We start from the raw sequence: 25,396 nt of genomic DNA on the forward strand, positions 1-25,396 counted from the left end.
CCCATAGATGGGCTACTTCAGCGAGAAATCAACCCGTGTCGTTTTGCCCTTGTCCTTGATGCCGTCCGCGTTGAGCTTGGGCGCCACGACAAAGAGACGTCCAGGATCCACACGTTCGGCCAGCGCCACATGAACGGCGTTGGCGCGGCGCTGGGCGAGTTCTCGGAGGTCCGCATCCGTCACCTGTACATTGGTTTCCATCAGCTTGCGCATCTCGTCAGGGGGCAACGATTTGGCAAGCCCGATCACGTTGCGTGGTTTCGGGAATTTGGCGGCTTTGTAGGCGCGTTCAAGGTACTTGGTTTCCTCTTCCGGCTTGACGGTGGTATCTGCCTCGGCAGCGTCGCCGGCGTCCTTGAGCTTCTGCTCGCGAATCTGGCGGTTCACGGCCTCCCGGCGCAGGCCGTCGCGGTCGAATTCCGGATCGACTCGGCCGACGATGTCCACCTTCAGCGCAGGGCGGTCCTTTAGCGCCGTGGCAAGTTTGTCCAGCTTCGCCACCGATGCCTGGCTGATGTTCGAAGTGCCCGGATCGAACTCGATGTAGCCGAGTTCTTCGCCTCCGCTGCCTCCAAACGCGCTGGCCAGCAACGAGAACGGCGCCGTCACGGCGCGCGCGATGAGGTTGACGAATGCACGCAGGATGACGCCGCCGATGCTGAATTGCGGGTCATCCAACGAGCCGGATACCGGCACGCGCACATCGATCTCGCCGCGCGAATTCTTCAGCAGCGCCACTGCCAGCCGCACCGGCAGATTGGTCGCGTCCTTGCTTTCTACGCGGTCGCCGAAGGTCAGCTGGTCAATGAAGATGTGGTTGTCGGCGGTCAGCTTGCCCTGGTCTAACAGGTAGTGCAGATCCATCGTCAGCTTGCCCTTGGTGATCGGGTAGCCGGCATATTTGGCGGAGTAGGGCGTGAGGTTGGTCAGTTCCACGCCGTCGGCCTTGGCCGTGAGGTCCACAAAGGCCGTGGGGGCGAGCGGGTTGACCTTGCCGTGGATGTCCACAGGCGCCGTGCTGTCGACACTGCCGCGCAGCGTCACGTCGGCGGGTGTCTGGTTGGCGGCCGTGCTGATGGTGCCGATCGAGCCGCCGATGGCGGTCAGGTTGGCGGTGTAGTTCGGCTTGACGAAGTTGTCGGTAAAGCGAATGTTGCCGTCCTGCAGCGTGATGGCGTCCACACGCAGGTCGGCGCCGCCGGCTTTGGGCGTGGGGCCGGTGGCCGTGACGGTCACGGCCGATGCCGATGCCGGTGCCGGTGCCGGTGCCGGTGCCGGTGCCGGTGCCGGTGCCGGTGCCGGGGCCGGGGCCGGGGCCGAAGCGACTACGGGCGCGGCTGCCGGGGCAGAAGCTGCAGCGCCCGACGCCGATGCAGGTTCGCTCTGGGTCAGCGAGCGTCGCTCCTCGGTCGGCTGCACGCGGATGTCCTGCAGGTTCAGGCGTCCATTCGCATTGATGATGATCCGCGCGTAGAACGTCGACAGCGCCACAGCGCCCACGCGCACACGCGGCGTGGTGCCGTCGTAGTTGGCCTGGATGCGGTTGAGCGCGAGTGAGCGCCAGCGCAGGAAATCGTCCGAACTCACACGGTCTTGCAACCGCACGTTGCCCAGCGTCGCGTTGCCCTGGTAGTTGACCGTCAGCGCCTTGCCCTGATTGAGTACGAGACGTCCGTCCATCGAGAGCAGCGCGCTCGTAATCGCCGCATTCAGCGATTTGTCGAGATATGGGTCGAAACCCGCCAGCGACAGGTTTTGCGAGTTCACGCGCAGGTCGGCCTTCAGCGGCTGCGGCACCACCTCGCCGCGCACATCGAGCTTGCCCTTCGTGCCCAGCCCCGCACCGATCTGCACGTTGACGGGTTTGCCGAGATCGGTGGAGGCGTTCTGCACGACCACGTTCAGCGGCTCGACACGCACCTTGACCGGACGCGAGTTCGATTGGTCTTCAAAGCCGACGGCGCTGTTGTCCAGCTTCAACGTCTGCACGGTCACTGCCCACGGTTTTTCGGCTGGGGCATTTGATTTTGCGCTGGACTTGGCGGGCGCTGCCGACTTGCCCGCCGCTGGCTGCGGCCCATCGAGCAGCGTCAACGTGGTCGTGCCGTCCTTCTTGCGCAAGGCGTCAATCTGCAGGCCGTCGGCGCGCACCTCGTTCAATGCGAGGGTGCGAGCGCTCAGGTCGAAGCTCTTTACATCCGCGCGCAGCAGCTTGGCACGCAGCGCGGTGTCCTTGCCCGAGGCGGGCACCAGCGACAGATCGGTCAGGCTCGCGGTGAGCGGCTCGGCACGTATGTTGAATTTGTCCGGCCCGAAGTCGAGCGCCACCTTGCCGTCGGCCGACAGCGCGCCGTTCTGCAATTGCGGCGCACCGGCCTGGCGCAGATACGGGCCGATGCCAGCCAGCTTCACGCCTTCCAGCTTCAGCTCCAACTCGCCGGTGTTCTTCTCCAGCGACGTGTTGCCTTTGACGTTCAGCGTGCCGCCCTGCGCCAGCTTGGCACCCACATCGAGCGTGGTCGGGCCGCCCAGGGTGCGCACGCCAATGTCGCCGCGAAGGTCTTCCAGCGTCAGGTCGGCAGCCGGCTGCGTGGTTGCGTCATGCCAATGGACGGTGCTGTCGGCCAGTTGCAGCTTGCTGATCACCACATCCAACGGTTTCGGCTTGGCGGTTGGTGCGGGCTCGGGTTTGGCGGGCTTCGCCTCGGCATGCGAGGGCTTGCCGCCGAGTTGCGCGAAATTGATGGCGCCATCAGCACCCCGCGTGGCGTCGACGCGCACGCCATCAAGCGTCAGCGCATCAAGGTGGAATACGTTGTCGAGCGGCCGCACGTCGGCAAGTGTTGCGCGCACCTGTTTGGCGGCAACCAATGGCGCTTTCCTGGCGTCGACCACTTGCAGGTTGTCGAGGCCGGCAGTGCCATGCACGCGCAGCACCGGCGCGCCGCTTTTCGGTTTCTGGAAGTCGATCGTCAGGTCGGTCGTCAGCTTGCCCTGCGGCACCGACACCGGTAGCGGGCCCGGCACGTAACTGAGGTAGCGGGGCAGATCCAGACCGTCGATCTTGATGTTGAGGTTCGATTCGAGCGACTCGGCAAACGGCTTTGTCTTGCCCGCGAAATGCAGCGGCGCACCGTCGATGCGGGCCGCCAGCAGCGGCTGCACGAAGATGTCCACGTCAGCGGGCAGGCTCGCCAGGAAAGGCACGCCGATCTGCAATCCGTCCACCTTGTGCTGCGCACCAAGCGGCTGGTCGGCAAAATCGATCGTGCCGTTCGTCAACTGCAGGTTGGCGAAGGCGAAGCGCGCCGGTTCGTCCGACTTGGGTTTGGGCGGGTTGTCCGGCTGCGTCAGCTTGTCGACGATGTCGGAGAAGTTGAAGCGCTGCTCGGCGGTGCGCACGATACGCACGTGCGGCGCATCGATGCTGAGTTCTTCGATGACGGGCGCGCGGCGGAAGATCGAACTCCACGACGCGTTCACATGCAGATGGCCCACGTCGACGAACGGGGTTTTGCCGTCGCGCTCGGCAATGTGGAGCTGGTCGACATCAAGCCGCAGCGTGTATGGGTTGATGCCGATCTTGCCGACGGAAACCGGCCGTTCCAGCAGCTTGCTTAGCTGTGTTTGCGCCAGGTGGCGCAGCAGCGGCGGCCCACCGAATGCGCCCAGCAACCCGAACACCACCAGAAAGATCAGCACGCCGATCCCGATGCGCTTCGTGCGACGCGATGTGCCAACCTGTGCCGCGCGTTGCCAGCCGGCCGTACTGCGCACGCGATCAAGCCGCGCGCGCCAGCTGTGGGTATTCGATTGCAGGTCAGGACGCGAATCGGGGGAGGTGCTCATGCTGGTGTCGGTCCGGCCACGGCGTGGCCTACTTCGTCAGTCGGTCAACCGCCACGTCCCTGTGGGAGGCAGCGGTCCTGAAAGGTGCGGCGCCCAGGCATTCACCTGGGCATCGGGATCAAGCGCGTTGCGATTCCAGCAGCAGCGGAATCAGTTCAGCTGCGCTGGAGATCAGCGCATCGGCGCGCCATTCCACTGGCGACGGCCCATTACCACAATAGCCGTAACTGGCCGCAATGGTAGGCATGCCGGCAGCGCGGCCGGCTTCAATGTCACGCAGGTCGTCGCCCACGTAGACGATCTGCCGTGCGTCGACGCCGATGGATTCGGCTGCATGCAGCAGCGGGGCAGGGTGGGGTTTTGCGTGCGGGGTGGTGTCGCCCGCAACGACGCAGGCCGGCGGTACCGGAAACGGTAACTGTGCAACCAGCGGCACCGTCAGCCGGCCCGACTTGTTGGTGACGATGCCCCAAGGAATGCCCGCGCGGCCGAGTTCGACCAGCACCTCAGCCATGCCCGGAAACAGTTGCGTTCGCACGCAGATTTCCGCCTCGTAGTTGGCAAGAAACGCCAGCCGTAGCGACTCGAATTCGGCATCCCCCGGCCCAACGCCGAAGGCCACGCCGATCAGGCCCCGGGCGCCATGCGAGGCAACGGGGCGCAGCGCTTCATAGTCCACCGGCTCGAGGCCCCGATCGGTGCGCACCTTGTTGGCTGCGGCGGCCAGATCGGGCGCCGTGTCCGCAAGCGTGCCATCCAGATCGAACAGCACCGCACCCAGCGGATCGGGAAAGCGGCTCATCGTCATGCTTCAGCCGGACGGCGTGTCGCCATCAGGTAGTTGACGCTGGTGTCACGCGTGAGGGCGTAGCGGCCGCTGATCGGGTTGTATTCCAGCCCCCGCATCTCTTGCGCCTGGAGTCCGGCACCACGGACGAACGCGCTCAGCTCTGAGGGGCGGATGAACTTGGCGTAATCATGCGTGCCGCGCGGCAGCATGTTGAGCACGTATTCCGCGCCAATGACGGCCAGCAGATACGCCTTGGCGTTTCGATGGATGGTCGAGAAAAACACGTATCCGCCCGGTTTTACGAGCGTCGCACAAGCGCGCACAACGGAGGCCGGATCGGGCACATGTTCGAGCATCTCCATGCAAGTGACCACGTCAAAGCTGCTGGGCTCACGAGCGGCCAACGCTTCTGCGGCGATCTCCTCGTAATCCACGGTAACGCCCGCCTCGAGGCTATGCAGGTCGGCGACACGCAATGCTTTGCGAGACAGATCGATGCCTTTGACGCTGGCCCCGGCACGCGCCATGCTCTCAGAGAGAATGCCGCCGCCGCAGCCGACGTCGACGACGCGTTTGCCGGCCAGCGGCGCGATGGATTGGATCCAGTCGAGGCGCAGCGGGTTGATTTCGTGCAGGGGTTTGAACTCGCTGTTCGGGTCCCACCAGCGGTGGGCGAGTTCGCTGAATTTTTCGAGTTCGCCGGGATCGGCGTTCGCGTGAATGGTCGTCATGTTGCGCTGCGCCAGGGCATATCGGCTAGGTGAGGAAATGTACCAAAAAGCGAGGCCCCGACCAAATCAGGGGTCTGCAAAAAGGTTTCACATTGAAACAGACGTGAACAAACGCGCATGCAATTCCTCCAACTGTCACCTTCGCTCAAGGAGAGATCAATGAAATCCAAACAAATTCTGATAGCAGCGGGTGTTGTGGGCCTGACGGTCCTGGCTGGATGCGCCGCGCCGGGTTACGGCGGTGGCTATAACGGCGGGTATGCTCAACAGCCTCCGGCGTACGGCCAGCAACCGGCTTATGGCGGGCAGCCGCAGCAAACGGGCGCACTTTACGGCCGAGTCGAATCGATTCAGCCGATGCAAGCCCCGGCAAATAGCCCAGGCATCTTGGGCACGATCATCGGTGGTGTGGCCGGCGGTATCCTGGGTCACCAAGTTGGCGGCGGTACGGGTAACACGGTCGCGACCATTGGCGGCGCAGCACTCGGCGCCTATGCAGGCAATCAGGTTGAGCAGCGTGCCGGTGCCGGTGGGCAAACCGTGTACCGCATCAGCGTGCGCCTGGACGATGGCCGCGTCGCGACCGTGACGCAACGGAATCCGAACAACCTGCGTGTTGGCGATCGCGCCATGGTCGCCAACGATCAGGCGACACCTTCCTATCAGTAAGAAGGGCGGTTATGAGGTAGGGGCCTCCGGTGTCCCAAAACAAAAAAGCGATGGCGCGTTTGGCGTCATCGCTTTTTTAATGCATATTTGTTCAGTAGACCCATGCAGAGCGTCTACCGACGTATAGGCGAAAAAAAGCCCAGCTTTCGCTGGGCTTTTTCCCGGTGTGAACCGAATTACTGAGCCTTGCGGGTGCCAACCACTTCGACGTCCACGCGGCGGTTCGGTTGCTGGCAGGCGATTTGTGCCTTGCGAGCGCCCTTGCACGACTTCGGATCAACCTTCAGCTGGCGCTTGCCCTTGCCTTCCGTGTAGACACGGTTGGCTTCGATGCCCTTGCTGACCAGGTAGCCCTTGACGGCTTCAGCACGACGGACCGACAGGCGGTCGTTGTACTTGTCCGAGCCGAACGAGTCGGTGTGGCCAACGGCGATCACGACTTCCAGGTTGATGCCATTCAGCTTCGAGACCAGGTCGTCCAGCTTGGCCTTGCCTTCCGGCTTCAGCACAGCCTTGTCGAAATCGAACAGGGTGTCAGCAGCGAACGTAACCTTTTCGCTCGACACAACCGGGGCAGCCGGAGCAGCCGGGGTAGCCGTCGGAGCAGCAGCCGGAGCCAGAGCGCCGTCGCACTGAGCGTTGGCGGTTGCCGGCGTCCAGAAGCCATTGCGCCAGCACAGTTCGTTCGTGCCGTTCTTCCAGACCCACTCGCTCGTGCCGTTACCCCAGTTGTCGTTGACGGCCTTCTTTTCGTAGGGCACCGACTGAGCGTAAGCGGACGCAGCCATGGCTACCGCAGCTGCAGCGAACGCGAGCTTGGCAAATTTTTTCATATTTCTCCTCTCAGGATGAGATCACCGCAGAAGACTGCGAGCAGATGGGACGAAAACAAGTCATACATTCTTCGGAGTATAACATTCTCGGTGTGGTGAAGGCTCCACTTCGAACAATGTCTGCCTCTTCGCTGGGGGATTGTGCCACAAGCACGCACTCCTAAAAAGCAAATATAAGCGATTCGAACGGGGCGCCATGGCCTTGTGGTGTGTACGCAACAAGGCAGGAAATGGCTCGCAAACCCTTATGGGGATTGGGTCGCCGGTTTTGCCCTCTCTCGCAGGGAACGTGCCCGGGGTTGACGATGCGTCGCTCGCGCGTATGAGGGGAGGGGGCTTGCGGCATGGTAAAATGTTCTGTTATTCGCGCAACCGCAGCGTCCTGTAGTGCGCATCACTACGCTCACTAGGGACCTCCCACCGTTCGCCCAATGGATCAATTCGCCAAAGAGACACTCCCGGTATCGCTCGAAGAAGAAATGCGTAGTTCGTACCTCGCTTACGCCATGAGCGTGATCGTGGGCCGCGCGCTTCCAGATGTGCGGGATGGTCTCAAGCCGGTGCATCGCCGCGCGCTTTACTCGATGCACGAGCTGAACAACGACTGGAATCGCCCCTATAAGAAGTCCGCCCGTATTGTCGGGGATGTGATTGGTAAGTATCATCCTCACGGCGACACTGCTGTATACGACACCATCGTGCGGATGGCGCAGAACTTCTCGCTGCGCTACATGCTCGTCGACGGCCAGGGCAACTTCGGCTCGGTCGACGGCGACAACGCCGCGGCGATGCGTTACACCGAAATCCGCCTGTCGAAGATTGCCCACGAACTGCTGGCCGACCTCGACAAGGAAACGGTCAATTTCGAGCCGAACTACGACGGCTCCGAAACTGAACCGTCCGTTTTGCCGGCGCGCATTCCCAACTTGCTAATCAACGGTTCGTCCGGGATTGCGGTGGGTATGGCGACGAACATTCCGCCGCACAACCTGAACGAAGTCGTCGATGGCTGCTTGCACTTGCTGCGCAACCCGGAAGCGACGGTCGACGAGCTGATCGAACTGATTCCAGCGCCGGACTTCCCGACGGCGGGCATCATCTACGGCATTTCGGGTGTCCGCGAGGGCTATCGCACCGGCCGCGGCCGCGTGGTGATGCGCGCCAAGACGCACTTCGAGGATATCGACCGCGGCCAGCGCCAGGCGATCATCGTCGACGAGCTGCCGTATCAAGTTAACAAGCGCACGCTGCTCGAGCGTATCGCCGAGCTGGTCACCGAAAAGCGGATCGAAGGCATTTCGGACATTCGCGACGAGTCGGACAAGTCCGGCATGCGCGTGGTGATCGAACTCAAGCGCGGCGAGGTGCCGGAGGTTGTGCTCAACAACCTCTATAAGAATACGCAGCTGCAGGATACGTTCGGCATGAACATGGTCGCGCTGGTCGACGGCCAGCCGCGGCTGCTGAACCTGCGCCAGATGCTGGAGTGCTTCCTGCTGCACCGCCGCGAGGTGGTAACGCGTCGCACCGTATTTGATCTGCGCAAGGCGCGCGAGCGCGGCCACATCCTCGAAGGCCTGGCTGTGGCGCTTGCGAACATCGACGAGTTCATCGCCATCATCAAGGCGGCGCCGACTCCGCCGGTCGCGAAAGCCGAGTTGATGAGCCGCAGCTGGGATTCGGGCCTCGTGCGCGACATGCTCGTTCGCGCGGAAAGCGAAACCTCGGGTGGCGGCGCAGCGTATCGCCCTGAAGGTCTGCTGCCCGCGTTTGGTATGCAAGCCGATGGCCTGTACAAGCTGTCGGACACGCAGGCGCAGGAAATTCTGCAGATGCGCCTGCAACGCCTCACCGGGCTGGAACAGGACAAGATCGTCCAGGAATACCGCGAAGTGATGGCGCAGATCGCCGATCTGTTGGACATCCTGGCGCGGCCGGAGCGCATTACCGCCATCATCGTCGAGGAACTCACCGCGATCCGCGCGGAATTCGGCGACGAGCGCCGCTCGCAGATCGAGCACAATGCCACGGAGTTGGATACAGAAGACCTCATTACGCCGCAGGATCTTGTGGTGACGCTGTCCCACAGCGGCTACATGAAGAGCCAGCCGATTTCCGAGTACCGCGCGCAAAAGCGTGGCGGGCGCGGCAAGCAGGCTGCTGCGACGAAGGAAGACGACTGGATCGACACGCTGTTTGTCGCCAACACGCACGACTACATCCTCTGCTTCTCGAACCGCGGCCGTCTGTACTGGCTGAAGGTGTGGGAAGTGCCGCAGGGCAGCCGCAACTCGCGCGGTCGTCCGATCGTCAATATGTTCCCGCTGTCGCCGGGCGAGAAGATCAACGTGATCCTTCCGGTGAAGCAGTTCGACGAACAGCACTTCGTGTTCATGGCCACCTCCAAGGGGACGGTCAAAAAGACGGCGCTGACGGAATTCTCGAACCCGCGCAAGGCCGGGATCATTGCGGTGGATCTGGACGAGGGCGATTTCCTCATCGGCGCAGACATTACCGATGGTCAGCACGACGTGATGCTGTTCTCGGACGCCGGCAAGGCGGTGCGCTTCGATGAGAACGACGTGCGCCCGATGGGCCGCCAGGCCCGCGGTGTTCGCGGCATGAACCTCGAAGAGAACCAGCAGGTGATCGCCATGTTGGTCGCGCCGGCAGAAACCGCAGGCGAAGGGGCTCAATCCGGTGCGGGTAGCGTGCTGACGGCCACCGAAAACGGCTACGGCAAGCGCACCCCGATCTCGGAATACACCCGTCATGGCCGCGGCACGAAGGGCATGATCGCCATCCAGACCTCGGAGCGTAACGGCAAGGTCGTGGCTGCGGCGCTGGTGGCGCCTGAAGACGAGATCATGCTGATCACGACAGGTGGCGTGCTGATCCGTACGCGTGTGGACGAGATCCGCGAAATGGGTCGCGCCACGCAGGGCGTCACGCTCATCTCGGTGGGTGAGGGCAACAAGCTGTCCGGGCTGCAACGTGTGATGGAGTCCGATGCTGAAGGCGCGGATGCTGTTGAAGGCGCCGATGCGGCGGATGCCGCCCCGGGTGCCGATGCGCAGTCGGATGACAGCAGCGAGACATAATTAGAAACATCTTTTGCTTGCCGTTAGGCGCAGTTCTGTCATGATGCCGGACCTGTGCGCGGCAAGGGCCTGGAACTTTTGCATCACACGCCCGGCCTAAACGCAACGCTTATCTCAAGGGAGCAACAATGCACAAGAGTCTCAAACTCAAACATCTGATCGTGGTGGCCGGTTTCGCTCCGCTGTTTGCATTCGCGCAGGCTGGCGACGCTGACAAGACGGCAGCCATCAAGGACCTGCTGACGACGATGAACGTCGACGCAGCCATCAAGGGTCAGGGTGAAGTGCTGGCCAACGGCGCAAAGCAGGAAGCCCCGCTGGTGCTGGAGCAGGCACTGGTCGAGAACAAGACTCTGAACGACAAGCAGAAGCAAGCGGCTGTCGACAAGCTGAAGAAGAATGGCGCTGTGCAGCGCATGACCGACGGCGCTGGCAAGGACTTCGACACGGAAGCCTTCCGCAAGGACGCCCTGCAAGCCCACTATGACTCGCTGGGCAAGTACTACTCGACCCAGGAAATCAAGGACCTGACCACGTTCCTGAAGACGCCGAGCGGCCAGAAGTTCATGGCTAACCAAGGCAAGGCCATGCAGGAAGTGTGGGGCAACGTGATGCAGAAGTACGGTCCGCAAGTCGGCAAGAAGATGCGCGACATGGCTGACAAGGAAGTCGCCGCTGCTGCGAAGTAATTGACCGGCATAGACAGACGATCGGGACACAATCCCCGTCGGGCTGTCAGTTGGTAGATAATGGCTGTTTGGGTTTGCGCCCAGACAGCCATTTTTCTTTTGCCCTTCGTCCTATGAACCAAGCGGATCGAGCCCTCCAAGCCAGCCAGGCGCGTGTGTACAACTTTTCGGCAGGGCCGGCAGTGCTGCCGCTCGAGGTGCTGGAACAGGCGAAGGAGGAGATGGTCTCCTGGCACGGCAGCGGCATGAGCGTGATGGAAATGAGCCATCGCGGCCGGGAATTCGAAAGCATTCTGGCGGCAGCGTTCAGCGATTTGCGGCAGCTGCTGGCGGTGCCGGACAACTACGAAATCCTCTTCTTGCAAGGGGGCGCCATCGCCGAGAACGCCATTGTGCCGCTGAACCTGATGCGCCGGCTGTCGGCCGATGCGCCGAAGGCGGATTACGTCGTCACCGGCACGTGGTCGGTCAAGTCGCAGCAGGAGGCGCGCAAGTACGGCGAGGTGAACATCGCCGCCACGAGCGAGGCTGAGCGCTTCCAGAAGATTCCGGATGTGTCGACTTGGAAGCTGTCGTCGGATGCGGCCTACGTGCACCTGTGTACGAACGAGACCATTGTTGGCGTTGAATTTCAGGAGACGCCCGACGTTGGTCAGGCGCACGGGCGAGTGGTGGTGTCCGACGTGTCCAGCCACATCCTCTCGCGGCCGATCGACTGGAACGGCTATCAGGTCCTGTATGGCGGTGCGCAGAAAAACATCGGCCCCGCCGGCCTGACGATTGCCATCGTCCACAAGGACCTTCTGGGCCACGCACATCCGTTGTGCCCGTCCGCATTCAACTGGCGTCTCGTGGCCGAGAACGGCTCGATGTACAACACGCCGCCCACGTACGCCATCTACATCGCGGGGCTCGTGTTCCAGTGGATCAAGCGTCAGGGCGGGGTCGAGGCGCTGGAGACGCGCAACATCATCAAGTCGAAGATGCTGTACGACTTTATCGACGCCAGCAGCTTCTACCGCAACGAAATCCATCCGACGTGCCGGTCGCGCATGAACGTGCCGTTCTTCCTCAACGATGAATCCCGCAACGAGGCCTTCCTCACGCAGGCGCGCGAGCGCGGGTTGGTGCAGCTCAAGGGCCACAAGTCCGTGGGCGGCATGCGGGCGAGCATCTACAACGCGATGCCGCTGGAAGGTGTTGAGGCGCTGGTCGACTTCATGCGTGACTTTGAAAGAGCGTCCGCGTAACGCTGATCCTCGATCACGGCAGAACATTGCGCGAAGCGCCCGCTTCGCGCGGCAATTTGCAATCCGTTGCCGAACCCGATTCCTACAATGACCAGTCAGTCAGACGATACGAAGCAAAACAAGGACGCCGCATTGGCGGCGGAGCTTGCGCCGTTGCGCACGCAGATCGACGCCATCGACAACCAGCTGCTTGCACTGCTTTCCGACCGCGCCAAGGTGGCGCAGGAAGTGGGCGAGGTGAAGAAGCGCTATTCGTCGCCGGCATTCCGGCCGGATCGCGAACTGCAGGTCATTCGCAAGATGCAGTCGGGCAATCCGGGGCCGCTGCACGACGAGAGCATCGCCGCCATCTGGCGTGAGGTGATGTCGGCGTGCCGTGGCCTGGAGCAGGCGCTGCGCATCGGCTACCTCGGGCCGGCGGGCACGTTCTCGGAGCAGGCGGTGATCGCGCATTTCGGCCACGAAATCCAGCCGATGCCGTGCCCGAGCATCGATGAAGTGTTTCGTGCGGCAGAGTCCGGCACGGTTGATTGCGGTGTGGTGCCGGTCGAAAATTCGACGGAAGGCGTGGTGTCGCGCACGCTCGACCTGTTCTTGCAGACGTCGCTGAAGATCAGCGGCGAGATTGCGTTGCGGGTGCATCACAACCTGCTGCACAAGACGGGCGACATGTCGCAGGTGAAGGTGGTGCGTGCGCATGCGCAGGCGCTGGCGCAGTGTCAACGGTGGTTGAACACGAACTATCCGAACCTGCCGCGCGAGGCCGTGTCGAGCAACGCCGAGGCCGCGCGCATGGCTGGCGATGACGAAACGGTCGCCGCGCTGGCAAGCGTGCAGGCGGCCAACCGCTACGGCCTGCATGTGGTGCGTGCCAATGTGGAAGACGATCCGCACAACCGCACGCGCTTTGTCGTGATCGGCAATTACGAGACGGAGCCGAGCGGGCGCGATCAGACGTCGTTGATTTTGTCGGTGCCCAACGAGGCCGGTGCCGTCTACAAGTTGCTGGCCCCGCTGGCCGAGAACGGCGTGTCGATGTGCCGTTTCGAGTCGCGTCCGGCGCGCAGCGGCGCCTGGGAGTACTACTTCTACGTCGACGTGGAAGGCCATCAGCGCGACCCGCAAGTAGCGCGCGCGCTGGAAAAGCTGCGTCATGACGCGGCGTATTTCAAAGTGTTGGGGTCCTATCCCTCGGCACATTGAGGGATTCAAGGCGCTCTGCACGGGCAGAGCGTCGATAACGGAGGAGCACCCCATGTCTTTGCAGTTCGGCCCCGAGTATGTCCGCGCCATCGCCCCTTATGTGGCCGGCAAGCCGATTTCCGAAGTGGCACGCGAGTTTGGCCTGGATGCCGCGCGCATCGTCAAGCTGGCGTCCAACGAAAACCCGCTGGGCATGCCGCAGTCAGCCAAGAACGCGATGGCTGCGGCCATTGACGAACTGGCGCGCTATCCGGATGCCAACGGTTTCAGCCTGAAAGCTGCGTTGCATGCCAAGTTTGGCGTGCCGGAAACATGGATCACGCTCGGCAACGGCAGCAATGACATTCTCGAGTTGGCCGCTCGCGCGCTGGTGTCGCCCGGGCAGGCGGTGATTTACGCGCAGCATTCGTTTGCCGTGTATGCGCTGGCGGCCCAGGAAGTGGGCGCGCGCGCCATCGAGGTGCCAGCCCGCGATTACGGCCATGACCTCGACGCGATGGCCGCTGCCATCACGCCGGACACCCGCCTGATCTACATCGCCAATCCGAACAACCCGACCGGCACGTTCCTGCCGGCCGATGCGATTGCGGCGTTCCTGGCAAAGGTGCCGCCGACGGTGGTCGTCGTGCTGGACGAGGCGTACAACGAATTCCTGAAGCCGGAGCAGCAGTACGACTCCACTGCCTGGGTGCGCCAATACCCGAACCTGCTGGTGTCGCGCACGTTCTCGAAGGCATACGGGCTGGCCGGTTTGCGTGTGGGCTACGGCATTGCGCAACCGCAGTTGACCGATCTGCTGAACCGCATTCGCCAGCCGTTCAACGTCAACAGCCTGGCGCAAGCCGCGGCGGTGGCGGCGCTCAACGACGCGGAGTTTCTGCGCCAATCGGCCGAACTGAACGCTGCCGGCTACGTGCAACTGACGGACGCCTTTGATCGGCTAGGTCTGCAGTACGTACCGTCCGCGGGCAATTTTGTGCTGGTTCGCGTGGGTGATGACACGAGCGCCGGTGCGCGCGTGAACGTTGCATTGCTCAAGCAAGGTGTGATCGTGCGTCCGGTCGGCAACTACGGCTTGCCGCAATGGCTGCGCATCAGCATCGGCTTGCCGGAAGAGAACGCCACATTCATCGCAGCCCTGGAGGCAGCGCTGGTGCAGGAAAAAGCGGCCGCGTAACTTCCGTCGCAACCGCCGTGGCGCCCCGTTTCAGGCATCGGGCGCCGAGCACATCGGGCTACAATGCCGCTTTGCTTTTTTCTGGCAGGGCGGTGTTGTGGCCTCTTCTTTTTCGAGTTCCCGGTTGGTGATTGTCGGCGTGGGCCTGATTGGCGGTTCGCTGGCGCTGGCCTTGCGTCGCGCGGGCGTGGTCCAGCATGTCGTGGGCGTCGGGCGATCGGCTGCGTCGCTTGAGGCGGCGATCCGACTCGGCGTGATCGACGAAGCCCTGCCGATGGAAGAGGCCGTGCGCGGCGCCGACATGGTCGTGCTGTGCGCGCCCGTCGCACAGACGCTGCCGTTGCTGCTGGCCATGCAACCGCATCTGGGCCCGGACACCATCGTCACGGACGCCGGCAGCACCAAGTCCGACGTCATCATGGCGGCCAAGACGGCGCTGGGCGACCAGGTCAGCCAGTTCGTGCCTGCCCATCCGATTGCCGGTCGAGAACTGAACGGCGTGGAAGCGGCCTTGGCCGATCTCTATGTCGGCAAGAAAACCGTGCTGTGCCCCCTGCAGGAAAACCGCCGCAGCGATATCGCGCGTGTGCAGGCGATGTGGGAAGCGGCGGGCGCCTATTGCCACATCATGTCGGCCGTGCAGCACGACGCCGTGTTCGCTGCCGTCAGCCACCTGCCGCACGTGCTGTCGTATGCGTTGGTCGCGCAGATCATCAATGCCGAAGATGCCTCGCTCAAGCTGGATTTTGCCGGCGGCGGTTTCCGCGATTTCACGCGCATTGCCGCATCGTCGCCGGAGATGTGGCGCGACATCTGCCTCTCGAATCGCGATGCGTTGCTGCGGGAGCTCACGACGTATGAAGCCGTGATCGGGCGTCTGAAGACGATGATTGCGGAGCACGACGGCGCCTCGCTCGAGCGCGTGTTCCGCCGTGCCAGCGAGGCGCGTCTGGCGTGGCCGCAACGCACGGCATCGGCGAATGCCACCGGCTCGCAACCCGAATAACGTTTGTTATCAACTGAATCGATTCATGGAACATCTCGACGTCGGTCCGCTGAAGACGGCGCGCGGCAACATCAAGCTGCCGGGCTCGAAAAGCATCTCCAATCGTGTGCTGCTGCTGGCCGCACTGGCGCAGGGCGAAACCGTGGTGCGCGACCTGCTCGACTCTGACGACACGCGTGTCATGCTCGATGCGCTGGGCAAGCTGGGCGTCGCGGTCGAAGGCCTGGGCGACAACGCATACCGTGTCACCGGCACCGGCGGCCGCTTCCCGAGCAAGTCGGCCGACCTGTTCATGGGCAACGCTGGCACAGCCATCCGTCCGCTGACGGCCGCACTGGCGCTGCAAGGTGGCGAGTACACGCTGCACGGCGTGCCGCGCATGCACGAACGGCCGATCGGCGACTTGGTCGACGGCCTGCGCCAAGTCGGTGCGCGCATCGACTACACGGGCAACGAGGGCTATCCGCCGCTGGCCATCCACGCCGCACCGGTCAAGATCGACGCGCCGATCCGCGTGCGCGGCGATGTGTCGAGCCAGTTCCTGACGGCACTGCTGATGGCATTGCCGCTGGTGGAGTCCGCCGGCAACGTCACCATCGAAGTGGTTGGCGAATTGATTTCCAAGCCGTACATCGAGATCACGCTGAACCTGATGGCGCGCTTCGGCGTGCAGGTCGCGCGCGACGGCTGGGCGTCGTTCACGGTGCCGACCGGCGTGGCCTACAGGGCGCCGGGCGAGATCTTTGTGGAAGGCGATGCCTCGTCGGCGTCGTACTTCCTCGCGGCCGGTGCGCTGGGCGGCGGGCCGGTGCGTGTGGAGGGCGTTGGCATGTCGAGCATCCAGGGCGATGTCCGCTTTGCCGACGCGCTGAACCGCATGGGCGCCAACGTGATGGCCGGCGGCAACTGGATCGAAGTGCGCGGCGTCGAACGCGACGACGGCAAGTTGCACGCCGTCGAGTTGGATTGCAACCACATTCCAGATGCGGCAATGACGCTGGCCGTGGCTGCACTGTTTGCCGACGGCACGACCACGCTGACGAACATCGCGAGCTGGCGCGTCAAGGAAACCGACCGCCTGAGCGCCATGGCCACCGAACTGCGCAAGCTCGGCGCCGAGGTGGAGGAGGGCGCAGACTACATTCGCGTGACGCCTCCGTCGCAATGGACGCCGCCGGCCGGTGGCATCGACACCTACGATGACCATCGTATGGCGATGGCATTCTCCTTGGCGGCGTTCGGCCCGGTGCCGGTGCGGATCAACGACCCGCGCTGCGTCGGCAAGACGTTCCCGGAATATTTCACGGCCTTCGGCGGCATCACCGCTTGAAGCGCAATTAACCGCCGGTATTTTCATCATGTCCGACTCCGCTGCTTCCATGCCGTACCCGGTCATCACCATCGACGGCCCGACCGCATCCGGCAAGGGCACGGTCGCTCACCAGGTCGCTGATCTGCTGGGTTTTCACTTGCTCGACAGCGGGTCGCTGTACCGCTTGGTGGCCCTTGCCAGCATGCGGGAGAACATCGACGACCACGACGTCGATAGTCTCGTCCGCATTGCGCGGAACCTGGATGTGCGCTTCAAGGCAGATCACATCTGGCTCAAGGGCGAAGATGTGAGCCTGGCGCTTCGCCACGAATCGGTGGGCAACCAAGCCTCCGCCATCGCCGTGCATGGGGCAGTTCGTGAGGCGCTTCACGCACGTCAACGGGCCTTCTTGGAGGCCCCCGGTCTTGTGGCCGATGGCCGCGACATGGGCACGGTGGTTTTTCCGGAAGCAGTGCTCAAGGTGTTCCTGACGGCAAGTGTGCAGGCGCGCGCCGAGCGGCGCTATAAACAATTGATTGCAAAGGGTTTTTCTGCTACAGTTGAAAGTCTTTCGCAGGACTTGGAGGCGCGTGATTTGCGGGATCGCACCCGCAGTGTCGCGCCGCTGCGTCCGGCGCAAGATGCGCGGCAACTGGATTCGTCCGACATGACGGTCGATGAAGTTGTCGCGCAGGTACTGGACTGGTACCGGCAGGTGCAGGGCGCCAACAAGGCAAACTGACTTGGCTGGACTGGTTCGATCGGTGCCGGCGGCATGTTGCTGTCGGTGGTTGTTCAACTCATAACCCCGCATGCGTGTCTTCGCTCATTCTGTGCGAAAGCAATGCGAGGCATGTTCTGCGGATGTCTATTTTTTATGTCCCAAACTAACGAATCTTTTGCCGCCCTGTTCGAAGAGTCGATCGCCAAGTCCAATATGAAGGCTGGCGAAGTGATCTCTGCGGAAGTTGTGCGTATCGACCACAACTTCGTCGTGGTGAACGCGGGCCTGAAGTCTGAAGCTTTTGTTCCGGTCGAAGAATTCCTGAACGATCAGGGCGAGCTGGAAGTGCAAGTCGGCGACTACGTTTCGGTCGCGATCGACGCACTGGAAAACGGCTACGGCGACACCATCCTGTCGCGCGACAAGGCCAAGCGTCTGGCTTCGTGGCTGAACCTTGAGAAGGCACTGGAATCCGGCGAGATCATCTCCGGTACGGTGACTGGCAAGGTCAAGGGCGGCCTGACCGTCATGGTCAACGGTATTCGTGCATTCCTGCCGGGTTCGCTCGTCGACGTGCGTCCGATCAAGGACACCACGCCGTACGAAGGCAAGACCCTCGAATTCAAGGTCATCAAGCTGGACCGCAAGCGCAACAACGTTGTGCTGTCGCGCCGTGCCGTGGTGGAAGCCACGCTGGGTGAAGAGCGTCAGAAGCTGATGGAAACGCTCAAGGAAGGCGCAATCGTCAACGGTATCGTCAAGAACATCACCGACTACGGCGCGTTCGTGGATCTGGGTGGCATCGACGGTCTGCTGCACATCACCGACCTGGCATGGCGTCGTGTGCGTCACCCGAGCGAAGTGCTGTCGGTTGGCCAGGAAATCACCGCCAAGATCCTCAAGTTCGACCAAGAGAAGAACCGCGTCTCGCTGGGCGTCAAGCAACTGGGCGAAGATCCGTGGGTCGGCATCTCGCGCCGCTACCCGCAAGGCACCCGCCTGTTCGGCAAGGTGACCAACCTGACCGACTACGGCGCGTTCGTCGAGATCGAAGCCGGCATCGAAGGCCTGGTGCACGTGTCGGAAATGGACTGGACCAACAAGAACGTTGCTCCGTCCAAGGTTGTCCAGCTGGGCGACGAAGTGGAAGTCATGGTCCTGGACATCGACGAAGACAAGCGTCGTATCAGCCTGGGCATGAAGCAGTGCAAGGCCAACCCGTGGGACGATTTCGCTCGCAACCACAAGAAGGGCGACAAGCTGGCCGGCCAGATCAAGTCGATCACCGACTTCGGCGTGTTCATCGGCCTGCCGGGCGGCATCGACGGCCTGGTGCACCTGTCGGACCTGTCGTGGCAAGAGACTGGCGAAGAAGCCGTTCGCAAGTACAAGAAGGGCGACGAAGTCGAAGCTGTGGTTCTGGCCATCGACGTCGACAAGGAACGCATCTCGCTGGGTATCAAGCAACTGTCGGGCGACCCGTTCAACAACTTCATCTCGACCAACGACAAGGGTTCGATCGTGCAGGTCACGATCAAGGCCGTTGATCCGAAGGGCGCCGTGGTGCAGCTGGCTGACGACGTGGAAGGCTACCTGCGCGCCTCGGAAATCTCGAGCGACCGCGTGGAAGATGCCCGCAACGTGCTGAAGGAAGGCGAAACGATGACCGCGATGATCGTCAACATCGATCGCAAGTCGCGCAACATCAACGTTTCCATCAAGGCGAAGGACAGCGCCGACCAACAGGAAGCGATGCAGAAGTTCTCGGCGGATACCGGCGCAGCTGGTACCACGAACCTCGGCGCGCTGCTGAAGGCCAAGCTGAACGAAACCAACCAGTAAGCATCCACCGGGTCGACCCTAAAGAACGACGAGGACGCGCGCACGATGCCCATGACCAAGTCCGAACTCGTGGAAAAGCTGGCCGCCCGCTTCCCGCAGTTGCTGCTGCGGGACGCGGATATCGCGGTCAAGACGATCCTGGATGCGATGTCCGACGCCTTGGCGGACGGGCACCGCATCGAGATCCGCGGTTTCGGGAGTTTCGGTCTGAATCGTCGTCCGCCGCGCGTCGGTCGCAACCCCAAGTCTGGCGAGAAGGTGCTGGTACCCGAGAAACGGGTGCCGCACTTCAAGGCGGGCAAGGAATTGCGAGAAAGGGTTGACCGCAGCCTGGAGCGTCAAGGCGAGCCTTCTTCGGAGGGCGAGTCTGCCGTGTCGCTCGCGGCTGTAAAGGCTGGGCGACAGGCTGACAGCACCCGTCAGACTGCCGGGTTTCCGGTAGATGCGGCGGTGCCGCTGGCCATGTCGCGCTAAGCCAGGTTGCACTTGGTAGTTTCAGAAACGCCCCGCTTGCCGGGGCGTTTTTTATTCCGGCAATGCTTGTGTGCGGCCAAGCCGAGCGTGGCTGGCCGCCATATGAATCCGCTACAATGCGGCACAACCCGGCAATCGTGCCGCCAATTGCGCCGCATCCTGCAGCCGCACCGCCGCCCGTTCTCGAATTCGCATGAAATTTCTCGTCTGGGTCATCCGCATCCTGTTGTTTGTGCTGCTCTTTGTGCTGGCACTGCACAACACAGCGGAAGTCTCGCTCGTGCTGCCGTTTGGTGTGGCTTGGCATGCACCATTGATCCTGATCGCCTTGGCGTTCTTTGTCGCCGGCATCTTGCTGGCCATGCTGGCGATGGCGCCGCGCGTGATGCGGCATCGCTTCACAGCAAGCCGTCTGCGTCGCCAGATCGGCCGCATGAAGAAGGACGAAGAGCGGGCCGAGGCGCCGCCGCCGGTTGTCGCCGATTCTCCGTATCACGTTCCCGGCCCCAAGGTCTGACGCATGGATTTTGATCTCTGGTGGCTGTTGGCCATCCCCCTGGTGTTTGGCTTGGGCTGGGTGGCTGCCCGGCTCGATGCCCGCCAGTTGCGTACTGAACAATCGTCGCTGCCGCGCTCGTATTTCAAGGGTCTGAATTTTCTGCTCAACGAGCAGCCGGACAAGGCCATCGACGCCTTCATTGAAGTGGCGCGGCTGGACCCGGAGACCACCGAACTGCACTTTGCGCTCGGCAGCCTGTTCCGTCGGCGCGGTGAAACCGAACGCGCCATCCGCGTTCACCAGAACCTCGTCAACCGCCCTGATCTGCCGCCCCACGAGCGCGATCACGCCCTGTTTGAACTGGGGCAGGATTTCCTTCGCGCGGGGCTGCTGGATCGGGCCGAGGAATCCCTGCGCATGCTGATGGAAGGCACGTTTGCCGAGCCGGCCAAGCGCGTGCTGCTCGAGCTATACGAAGTGGAGAAGGAATGGCGCAAGGCCATCGATGCGGCGCGTGAGTTGCAGAAGCTGCAAGGCAAGGATTACGCCGTGCAGATTGCGCAGTTCTGCTGCGAGGTCGCGCAGGAAGCGCTGCAGCGCAAGGATGTGCCGACCGCCGTCGAATGGCTTGAACATGCCCTGCAAGAGAACCCGAAAAACGTGCGCGCCACCATTCAATTGGGCGACGTTGCACAAGGGCAGGGCGATATCGACGGCGCCATCAAACGTTGGCGCAGCATCGAACAGCAGAACACCGCGTTCTTGCCGCTGGTGGCCGAGCGGCTGATGAAGGCGTACACGCAGCTGGGTCGCGCGGCCGAAGGGCTTGCCTGGCTGCGTTCAAAGATGGACGCCCGACTGGGCCCCGAACTACTCGATACGGTCTACAAATACGAATTGGATGTGCACGGTATCGACGATGCCGTGGCGCTGATGCGCGACCAGATCCGCCGTCAGCCCTCCTTAATGGCGTTGACGCGGCTGGTGGAAGCCGAAGCGACCCGCGCGTCTGAGGCCGTTGGCCACGAAGCCCCTGCGACGGTCGATGTTGCTGAGAGTGCGCTGGCGGATCCGGTCGAAGCCGGCAGCAATGCTGATATTCAGCGTGCCCAGGATCTCGGCGCCATTCGCGATCTTCTGCAAAGTCGTACGCGCAATCTGGCCCGCTATACCTGTCAGGAGTGCGGTTTCCGCGCGCGTCTGTTCTATTGGCAATGCCCCGGCTGCAACCGCTGGGAGACGTATGCTCCGCGCCGCACCGAGACACTCGGCGGCAGTGGCGGCGCCAGCATGTAATTTAGTCCGGCGCGGTGCACCTGTGGCAGCCGCGCTGGCGCTTTTTTAATCTTCAAGTGTTCGTATGAAAATCACCATCATCGGTAGCGGTTATGTCGGTCTGGTCACCGGCGCGTGTCTGGCGGAGCTGGGCAACGATGTGTTCTGCCTCGACGTCGACCAGAAAAAGATCGACCTGCTCAACGCCGGCGGCGTGCCCATCTACGAACCGGGCCTGAAGGAGCTGATCGAGCGCAACCGCGCGGCCGGCCGCATCCAGTTTTCGACCGACGTGGCCGCCAGCGTGGCACACGGCGACGTGCAATTCATCGCTGTGGGCACGCCGCCCGATGAAGATGGCTCGGCCGACCTGAAGTACGTGCTGGCTGCCGCCCGCAACATCGCCCAGCACATGACGGGCTTCAAGGTGATCGTCGACAAATCGACGGTGCCGGTGGGAACGGGCGACAAGGTGCGCGCCGCGGTTGGCGAAGTGCTGGCAACGCGTGGCAAGTCGGACATCGGCTTCTCGGTCGTGTCGAACCCGGAGTTCCTGAAAGAAGGCGCTGCGGTGGACGACTTCATGCGTCCGGATCGCATCGTGCTGGGTACCTATGGCGACGCCGATGGCCTGCGCGCCAAGGCCATCATGCGCACGCTTTACGCGCCGTTCAACCGCAACCACGAGCGCACGTTCTACATGGACGTGCGTTCTGCCGAGTTCACCAAATACGCCGCCAATTCGATGCTGGCCACGCGCATCTCGTTCATGAACGAGATGGCCAATCTGGCCGACAAGGTGGGCGCCGACATCGAACTCGTTCGCCTTGGCATCGGCTCCGACCCGCGTATCGGCTACAGCTTCCTCTACGCCGGTACCGGCTACGGCGGTTCGTGTTTCCCGAAGGACGTGCAGGCGCTGGTGCGTACGGCGCAGGAATACGGTCAGACGCTGCACGTGCTCGAAGCCGTTGAGGCGGTGAACGACAAGCAGAAGGAAGTGCTGGTCGGCAAGATCGAAGATCGCCTGGGTGCCGACCTGACGGGCCGCACGTTCGCCATTTGGGGCCTGGCGTTCAAGCCGAACACCGATGACATGCGCGAGGCGCCGAGCCGTATCCTGATTGCCGCGCTGCTGGCCCGGGGCGCACGGGTTCAAGTGTATGACCCCGTTGCGATGGAAGAAGCTCGTCATGCGTTGGGGCTCGATCTTTCTGCCGAACAACTGGAACGCGTGACGTTCTGCGCCGGTCAGATGGACGCGCTCAAGAATGCCGACGCGCTGGTCATCGTGACTGAGTGGAAGGCGTTCCGCAGCCCCGACTTCAACGCCGTGAAAGCCCTGTTGAAGACGCCGATGGTGTTCGACGGCCGCAACCTGTTCGAGCCGCAAGCCATGCGCGATGCGGGCTTTGAATACCAGGCCATCGGGCGCTCCACCCAATCGTAATCACCGAGACCCACCGGTCGCTGCCGACGCCCAGACACATGACCACGCTCGCTTCCGAACAGATTCACGCCGCCCGCATCCTGGTGGTCGGCGACATGATGCTCGACCGCTACTGGTTTGGAGACGTCGATCGGATTTCGCCGGAAGCGCCGGTGCCCGTCGTGCAGATCAAGCGCCAGGACGAACGCCTTGGCGGTGCCGCCAACGTGGCGCGCAACGTGGCGGCGCTCGGCGCGCAGGCTGCCATGCTCGGTGTGATTGGCGACGACGAGCCGGGCCGCAGCATCGAAACGCTGCTCGGCGAGAGCCACGTCACCGGTCATCTGCATCGTGATCCGGCGGTCAACACGACCATCAAGCTGCGCGTGCTTGCCCGCCAGCAACAATTGATTCGCGTCGATTTTGAGAACGCTCCCACGCACGAAGTGCTGATGTCGGTGCTCGACCGTTTTTCCACGCTGGTGCCGCAGCACGACGTGGTGGTGCTGTCGGACTACGGCAAGGGCGGTCTCACACATGTCGGGAAGATGATCGAGACGTCGCGCCAGGCGGGCCGTCGCGTGCTGGTCGACCCGAAGGGCGACGACTATTCGCGCTACAGGGGCGCGACCATGATCACGCCGAACCGCGCTGAAATGCGCCAGGTGGTCGGCTCGTGGAAGTCGGAGCAGGACCTCACCATTCGTGCCCAGAACTTGCGCCGGGAGCTGCAGCTCGAGGCGCTTCTCCTCACGCGCTCCGAAGAAGGCATGACGCTCTACACCGAACACGAGGTGCTGCACGTGTCGGCGCAGGCGCGCGAGGTGTTCGATGTTTCGGGCGCGGGCGATACCGTCATCGCCACGCTGGCCACGCTGCTGGGTGCCGGTGCCAACATCAAGGAAGCCGTGCAGTACGCGAATCGTGCAGGCGGCATCGTGGTCGGCAAGCTCGGTACGGCTGTCGTCACGCACGCAGAACTCTTTAACTGATCTTCTGATCAACGGATCATGACCATCATCGTCACCGGCGCGGCCGGCTTTATCGGCGCCAACATCGTCAAGGGCCTGAACGAGCGCGGCGAGACCGACATCATCGCCGTCGACAATCTCACGCGGGCCGACAAGTTCAAGAACATCGTCGACTGCCAGATCAGCGATTACCTGGACAAGACCGATTTTGTCGAACGCTTTGCCCGCGGCGAGTTCGGCAAGGTCCGCGCGATCTTCCATGAAGGCGCCTGCTCCGACACCATGGAGACCGATGGCCGCTACATGATGGACAACAACTACCGCTACTCGCTGGCGGTGATGCGTGCGTGTCTGGACCAAGGCGTGCAGTTCCTCTACGCGTCATCGGCGGCTACGTACGGCGCGTCGGAAACGTTCCGAGAAGCGCCCGAGTTCGAGCGGCCACTGAACGTGTACGGCTATTCCAAGCTGCTGTTCGACCAGGTCGTGCGCCGTGTCATGCCGACCGCGCTGTCGCAGATCGTCGGCTTCCGTTACTTCAACGTCTACGGCCCGCGCGAGCAGCACAAGGGTCGCATGGCCTCGGTGGCGTTCCACAACTTCAACCAATTCCGCGCTGAAGGTACGGTCAAGCTGTTCGGGGAGTACAACGGCTACCCGCAAGGCGGCCAGATGCGCGATTTCGTGTCGGTGGAAGATGTGGTGAAGGTCAACCTGTTCTTCTTCGACAATCCGGACAAGTCGGGCATCTTCAACCTTGGAACGGGCCGCGCGCAGCCGTTCAACGACATCGCGACGACGGTCGTGAACACGTTGCGCGGTGCAGAAGCCAAGCCCGCGCTCTCCACCGAGGAGTTGGCGCAGGAAGGCCTGATCGAGTACGTCAAATTTCCCGATGCATTGCGTGGCAAGTATCAGTGCTTCACGCAGGCTGATCAGTCGCGCCTGCGTGCGGCGGGCTACACGGCGCCGTTCCTGACGGTGCAGGAAGGCGTGGAGCGCTACTGCCAGTGGTTGCTGAAGCAGCCAGCCTGATCGCACCCGTCCCAAAATCAGACAGCGTGTGATTTTTTGTCCGTGCGCCGCAGCATCGTCACGATGCTCTTTAAGATGTGCCGAAACCGCCGCTTACGTGGCGGTTTTTTCATTCCCTATACCAAGGAGAAGCACATGTTGAAGAAGCTGTTGGCTACCGCGCTGATGTCGCTGTCGATGCTGTCGGTGTCATGGGCGGCGGTAGACGTGAATACCGCAGATCACGCGGCGCTTGAGACGTTGTCCGGCATCGGCCCCAAGCGCTCCAAGTTGATCATTGAAGAGCGCACCAAGAACGGTCCGTACAAGGACGCTGCCGACTTCAAGGCGCGCGTGTCCGGCATTGGTGACAAGACGCTCACCAAACTGGAAAACGAGGGCCTGACGTTCGGTACGCCGGCGCCTGCCCCCGTTCCAGCCAAGAAGGACGCCAAGGACGCGAAGAAAAAGTAAGCGCTTCCGGCCTGACTGTCGATAACGCCCCGTCCGAGCGGGCGTTTCGCCATGTGTGGGGGAGGGATTTCGGCTGCATTACAA

21 protein-coding genes are annotated in these 25,396 nt (G+C 62.6%); 17 read left to right on the forward strand and 4 right to left on the reverse strand.

Annotated features, from left to right (window positions below):
- Window positions 1–12: 12 nt before the first annotated feature.
- The 3 genes from ABIC76_RS23405 to ubiG all read right to left on the reverse strand — a co-directional run bounded on the left by ABIC76_RS23405 (window position 13) and on the right by ubiG (window position 5,370).
- On the reverse strand, window positions 13–3,849 hold the full coding sequence (locus ABIC76_RS23405; protein ID WP_354535406.1) for a DUF748 domain-containing protein: 3,837 nt from the start codon (window positions 3,847–3,849) through the stop codon (window positions 13–15).
- Window positions 3,850–3,967: 118 nt separating this feature from the next.
- Window positions 3,968–4,657 carry an HAD-IA family hydrolase gene (locus ABIC76_RS23410; protein WP_354535407.1) on the reverse strand — a complete coding sequence of 230 codons (690 nt, stop codon included), beginning with the start codon at window positions 4,655–4,657 and terminating at the stop codon, window positions 3,968–3,970.
- Window positions 4,654–5,370 (reverse strand): bifunctional 2-polyprenyl-6-hydroxyphenol methylase/3-demethylubiquinol 3-O-methyltransferase UbiG, encoded by a 717-nt coding sequence (gene ubiG / locus ABIC76_RS23415; protein ID WP_354535408.1) that lies wholly within the window; start codon window positions 5,368–5,370, stop codon window positions 4,654–4,656. Before ubiG ends, ABIC76_RS23410 begins: the two co-directional genes overlap by 4 nt.
- A 159-nt stretch (window positions 5,371–5,529) precedes the next feature.
- On the opposite strand from ubiG, the gene ABIC76_RS23420 reads away from it, so the two are divergent.
- Entirely contained in the window at window positions 5,530–6,039 is a 510-nt protein-coding gene (locus ABIC76_RS23420; protein ID WP_027677886.1) for an outer membrane lipoprotein, read from the forward strand.
- Between the two features lie 176 nt (window positions 6,040–6,215).
- Here ABIC76_RS23420 and ompA read toward each other — a convergent pair whose 3' ends face one another.
- Window positions 6,216–6,872, reverse strand: coding sequence for an outer membrane protein OmpA (gene ompA / locus ABIC76_RS23425; protein WP_027677885.1), 657 nt, complete (start codon window positions 6,870–6,872; stop codon window positions 6,216–6,218).
- Window positions 6,873–7,303: 431 nt separating this feature from the next.
- On the opposite strand from ompA, the gene gyrA reads away from it, so the two are divergent.
- The 16 genes from gyrA to ABIC76_RS23505 all read left to right on the forward strand — a co-directional run bounded on the left by gyrA (window position 7,304) and on the right by ABIC76_RS23505 (window position 25,312).
- Complete coding sequence (gene gyrA, locus ABIC76_RS23430) at window positions 7,304–9,973, forward strand: DNA gyrase subunit A (RefSeq protein ID WP_027677884.1); 2,670 nt, start codon at window positions 7,304–7,306, stop codon at window positions 9,971–9,973.
- A 128-nt stretch (window positions 9,974–10,101) separates the two neighbouring features.
- Window positions 10,102–10,662, forward strand: a complete 561-nt coding sequence (locus ABIC76_RS23435; protein WP_012761551.1) for a DUF2059 domain-containing protein — start codon at window positions 10,102–10,104, stop codon at window positions 10,660–10,662.
- A 113-nt stretch (window positions 10,663–10,775) separates the two neighbouring features.
- A complete protein-coding gene (serC, locus tag ABIC76_RS23440; RefSeq protein ID WP_354535409.1) occupies window positions 10,776–11,912 on the forward strand; it encodes a 3-phosphoserine/phosphohydroxythreonine transaminase in 1,137 nt (378 codons plus the stop codon).
- 87 nt (window positions 11,913–11,999) lie between these two features.
- On the forward strand, window positions 12,000–13,115 hold the full coding sequence (gene pheA / locus ABIC76_RS23445; protein WP_354535410.1) for a prephenate dehydratase: 1,116 nt from the start codon (window positions 12,000–12,002) through the stop codon (window positions 13,113–13,115).
- Window positions 13,116–13,167: 52 nt separating this feature from the next.
- Window positions 13,168–14,292, forward strand: a complete 1,125-nt coding sequence (gene hisC, locus ABIC76_RS23450) for a histidinol-phosphate transaminase (protein ID WP_354535411.1) — start codon at window positions 13,168–13,170, stop codon at window positions 14,290–14,292.
- 97 nt (window positions 14,293–14,389) lie between these two features.
- On the forward strand, window positions 14,390–15,298 hold the full coding sequence (locus tag ABIC76_RS23455) for a prephenate dehydrogenase (RefSeq protein ID WP_354535412.1): 909 nt from the start codon (window positions 14,390–14,392) through the stop codon (window positions 15,296–15,298).
- Between the two features lie 25 nt (window positions 15,299–15,323).
- Window positions 15,324–16,628: a 3-phosphoshikimate 1-carboxyvinyltransferase gene (aroA, locus tag ABIC76_RS23460; protein WP_354535413.1), complete on the forward strand. Its 1,305-nt coding sequence runs from the start codon at window positions 15,324–15,326 to the stop codon at window positions 16,626–16,628.
- A 28-nt stretch (window positions 16,629–16,656) separates the two neighbouring features.
- A complete protein-coding gene (gene cmk / locus ABIC76_RS23465; protein WP_354535414.1) occupies window positions 16,657–17,352 on the forward strand; it encodes a (d)CMP kinase in 696 nt (231 codons plus the stop codon).
- A gap of 135 nt (window positions 17,353–17,487) precedes the next feature.
- Window positions 17,488–19,176 (forward strand): 30S ribosomal protein S1, encoded by a 1,689-nt coding sequence (rpsA, locus tag ABIC76_RS23470; protein ID WP_027677877.1) that lies wholly within the window; start codon window positions 17,488–17,490, stop codon window positions 19,174–19,176.
- A 45-nt stretch (window positions 19,177–19,221) separates the two neighbouring features.
- A complete protein-coding gene (locus ABIC76_RS23475) occupies window positions 19,222–19,650 on the forward strand; it encodes an integration host factor subunit beta (RefSeq protein WP_354535415.1) in 429 nt (142 codons plus the stop codon).
- A 193-nt stretch (window positions 19,651–19,843) separates the two neighbouring features.
- A complete protein-coding gene (locus ABIC76_RS23480; RefSeq protein WP_027677875.1) occupies window positions 19,844–20,167 on the forward strand; it encodes a LapA family protein in 324 nt (107 codons plus the stop codon).
- Between the two features lie 3 nt (window positions 20,168–20,170).
- A complete protein-coding gene (gene lapB, locus ABIC76_RS23485; RefSeq protein ID WP_354535416.1) occupies window positions 20,171–21,445 on the forward strand; it encodes a lipopolysaccharide assembly protein LapB in 1,275 nt (424 codons plus the stop codon).
- Between the two features lie 64 nt (window positions 21,446–21,509).
- Window positions 21,510–22,874: a UDP-glucose dehydrogenase family protein gene (locus ABIC76_RS23490; RefSeq protein ID WP_102064787.1), complete on the forward strand. Its 1,365-nt coding sequence runs from the start codon at window positions 21,510–21,512 to the stop codon at window positions 22,872–22,874.
- A gap of 38 nt (window positions 22,875–22,912) precedes the next feature.
- Window positions 22,913–23,845, forward strand: coding sequence for a D-glycero-beta-D-manno-heptose-7-phosphate kinase (rfaE1, locus tag ABIC76_RS23495; protein WP_051530813.1), 933 nt, complete (start codon window positions 22,913–22,915; stop codon window positions 23,843–23,845).
- An 18-nt stretch (window positions 23,846–23,863) separates the two neighbouring features.
- On the forward strand, window positions 23,864–24,859 hold the full coding sequence (gene rfaD / locus ABIC76_RS23500) for an ADP-glyceromanno-heptose 6-epimerase (RefSeq protein WP_354535417.1): 996 nt from the start codon (window positions 23,864–23,866) through the stop codon (window positions 24,857–24,859).
- A 135-nt stretch (window positions 24,860–24,994) separates the two neighbouring features.
- A complete protein-coding gene (locus ABIC76_RS23505) occupies window positions 24,995–25,312 on the forward strand; it encodes a ComEA family DNA-binding protein (RefSeq protein WP_354535418.1) in 318 nt (105 codons plus the stop codon).
- The last annotated feature ends 84 nt before the right edge of the window (window positions 25,313–25,396 follow it).

The organism is Ralstonia sp. 1138, from assembly GCF_040544795.1.
GTDB lineage: Bacteria > Pseudomonadota > Gammaproteobacteria > Burkholderiales > Burkholderiaceae > Ralstonia > Ralstonia flatus.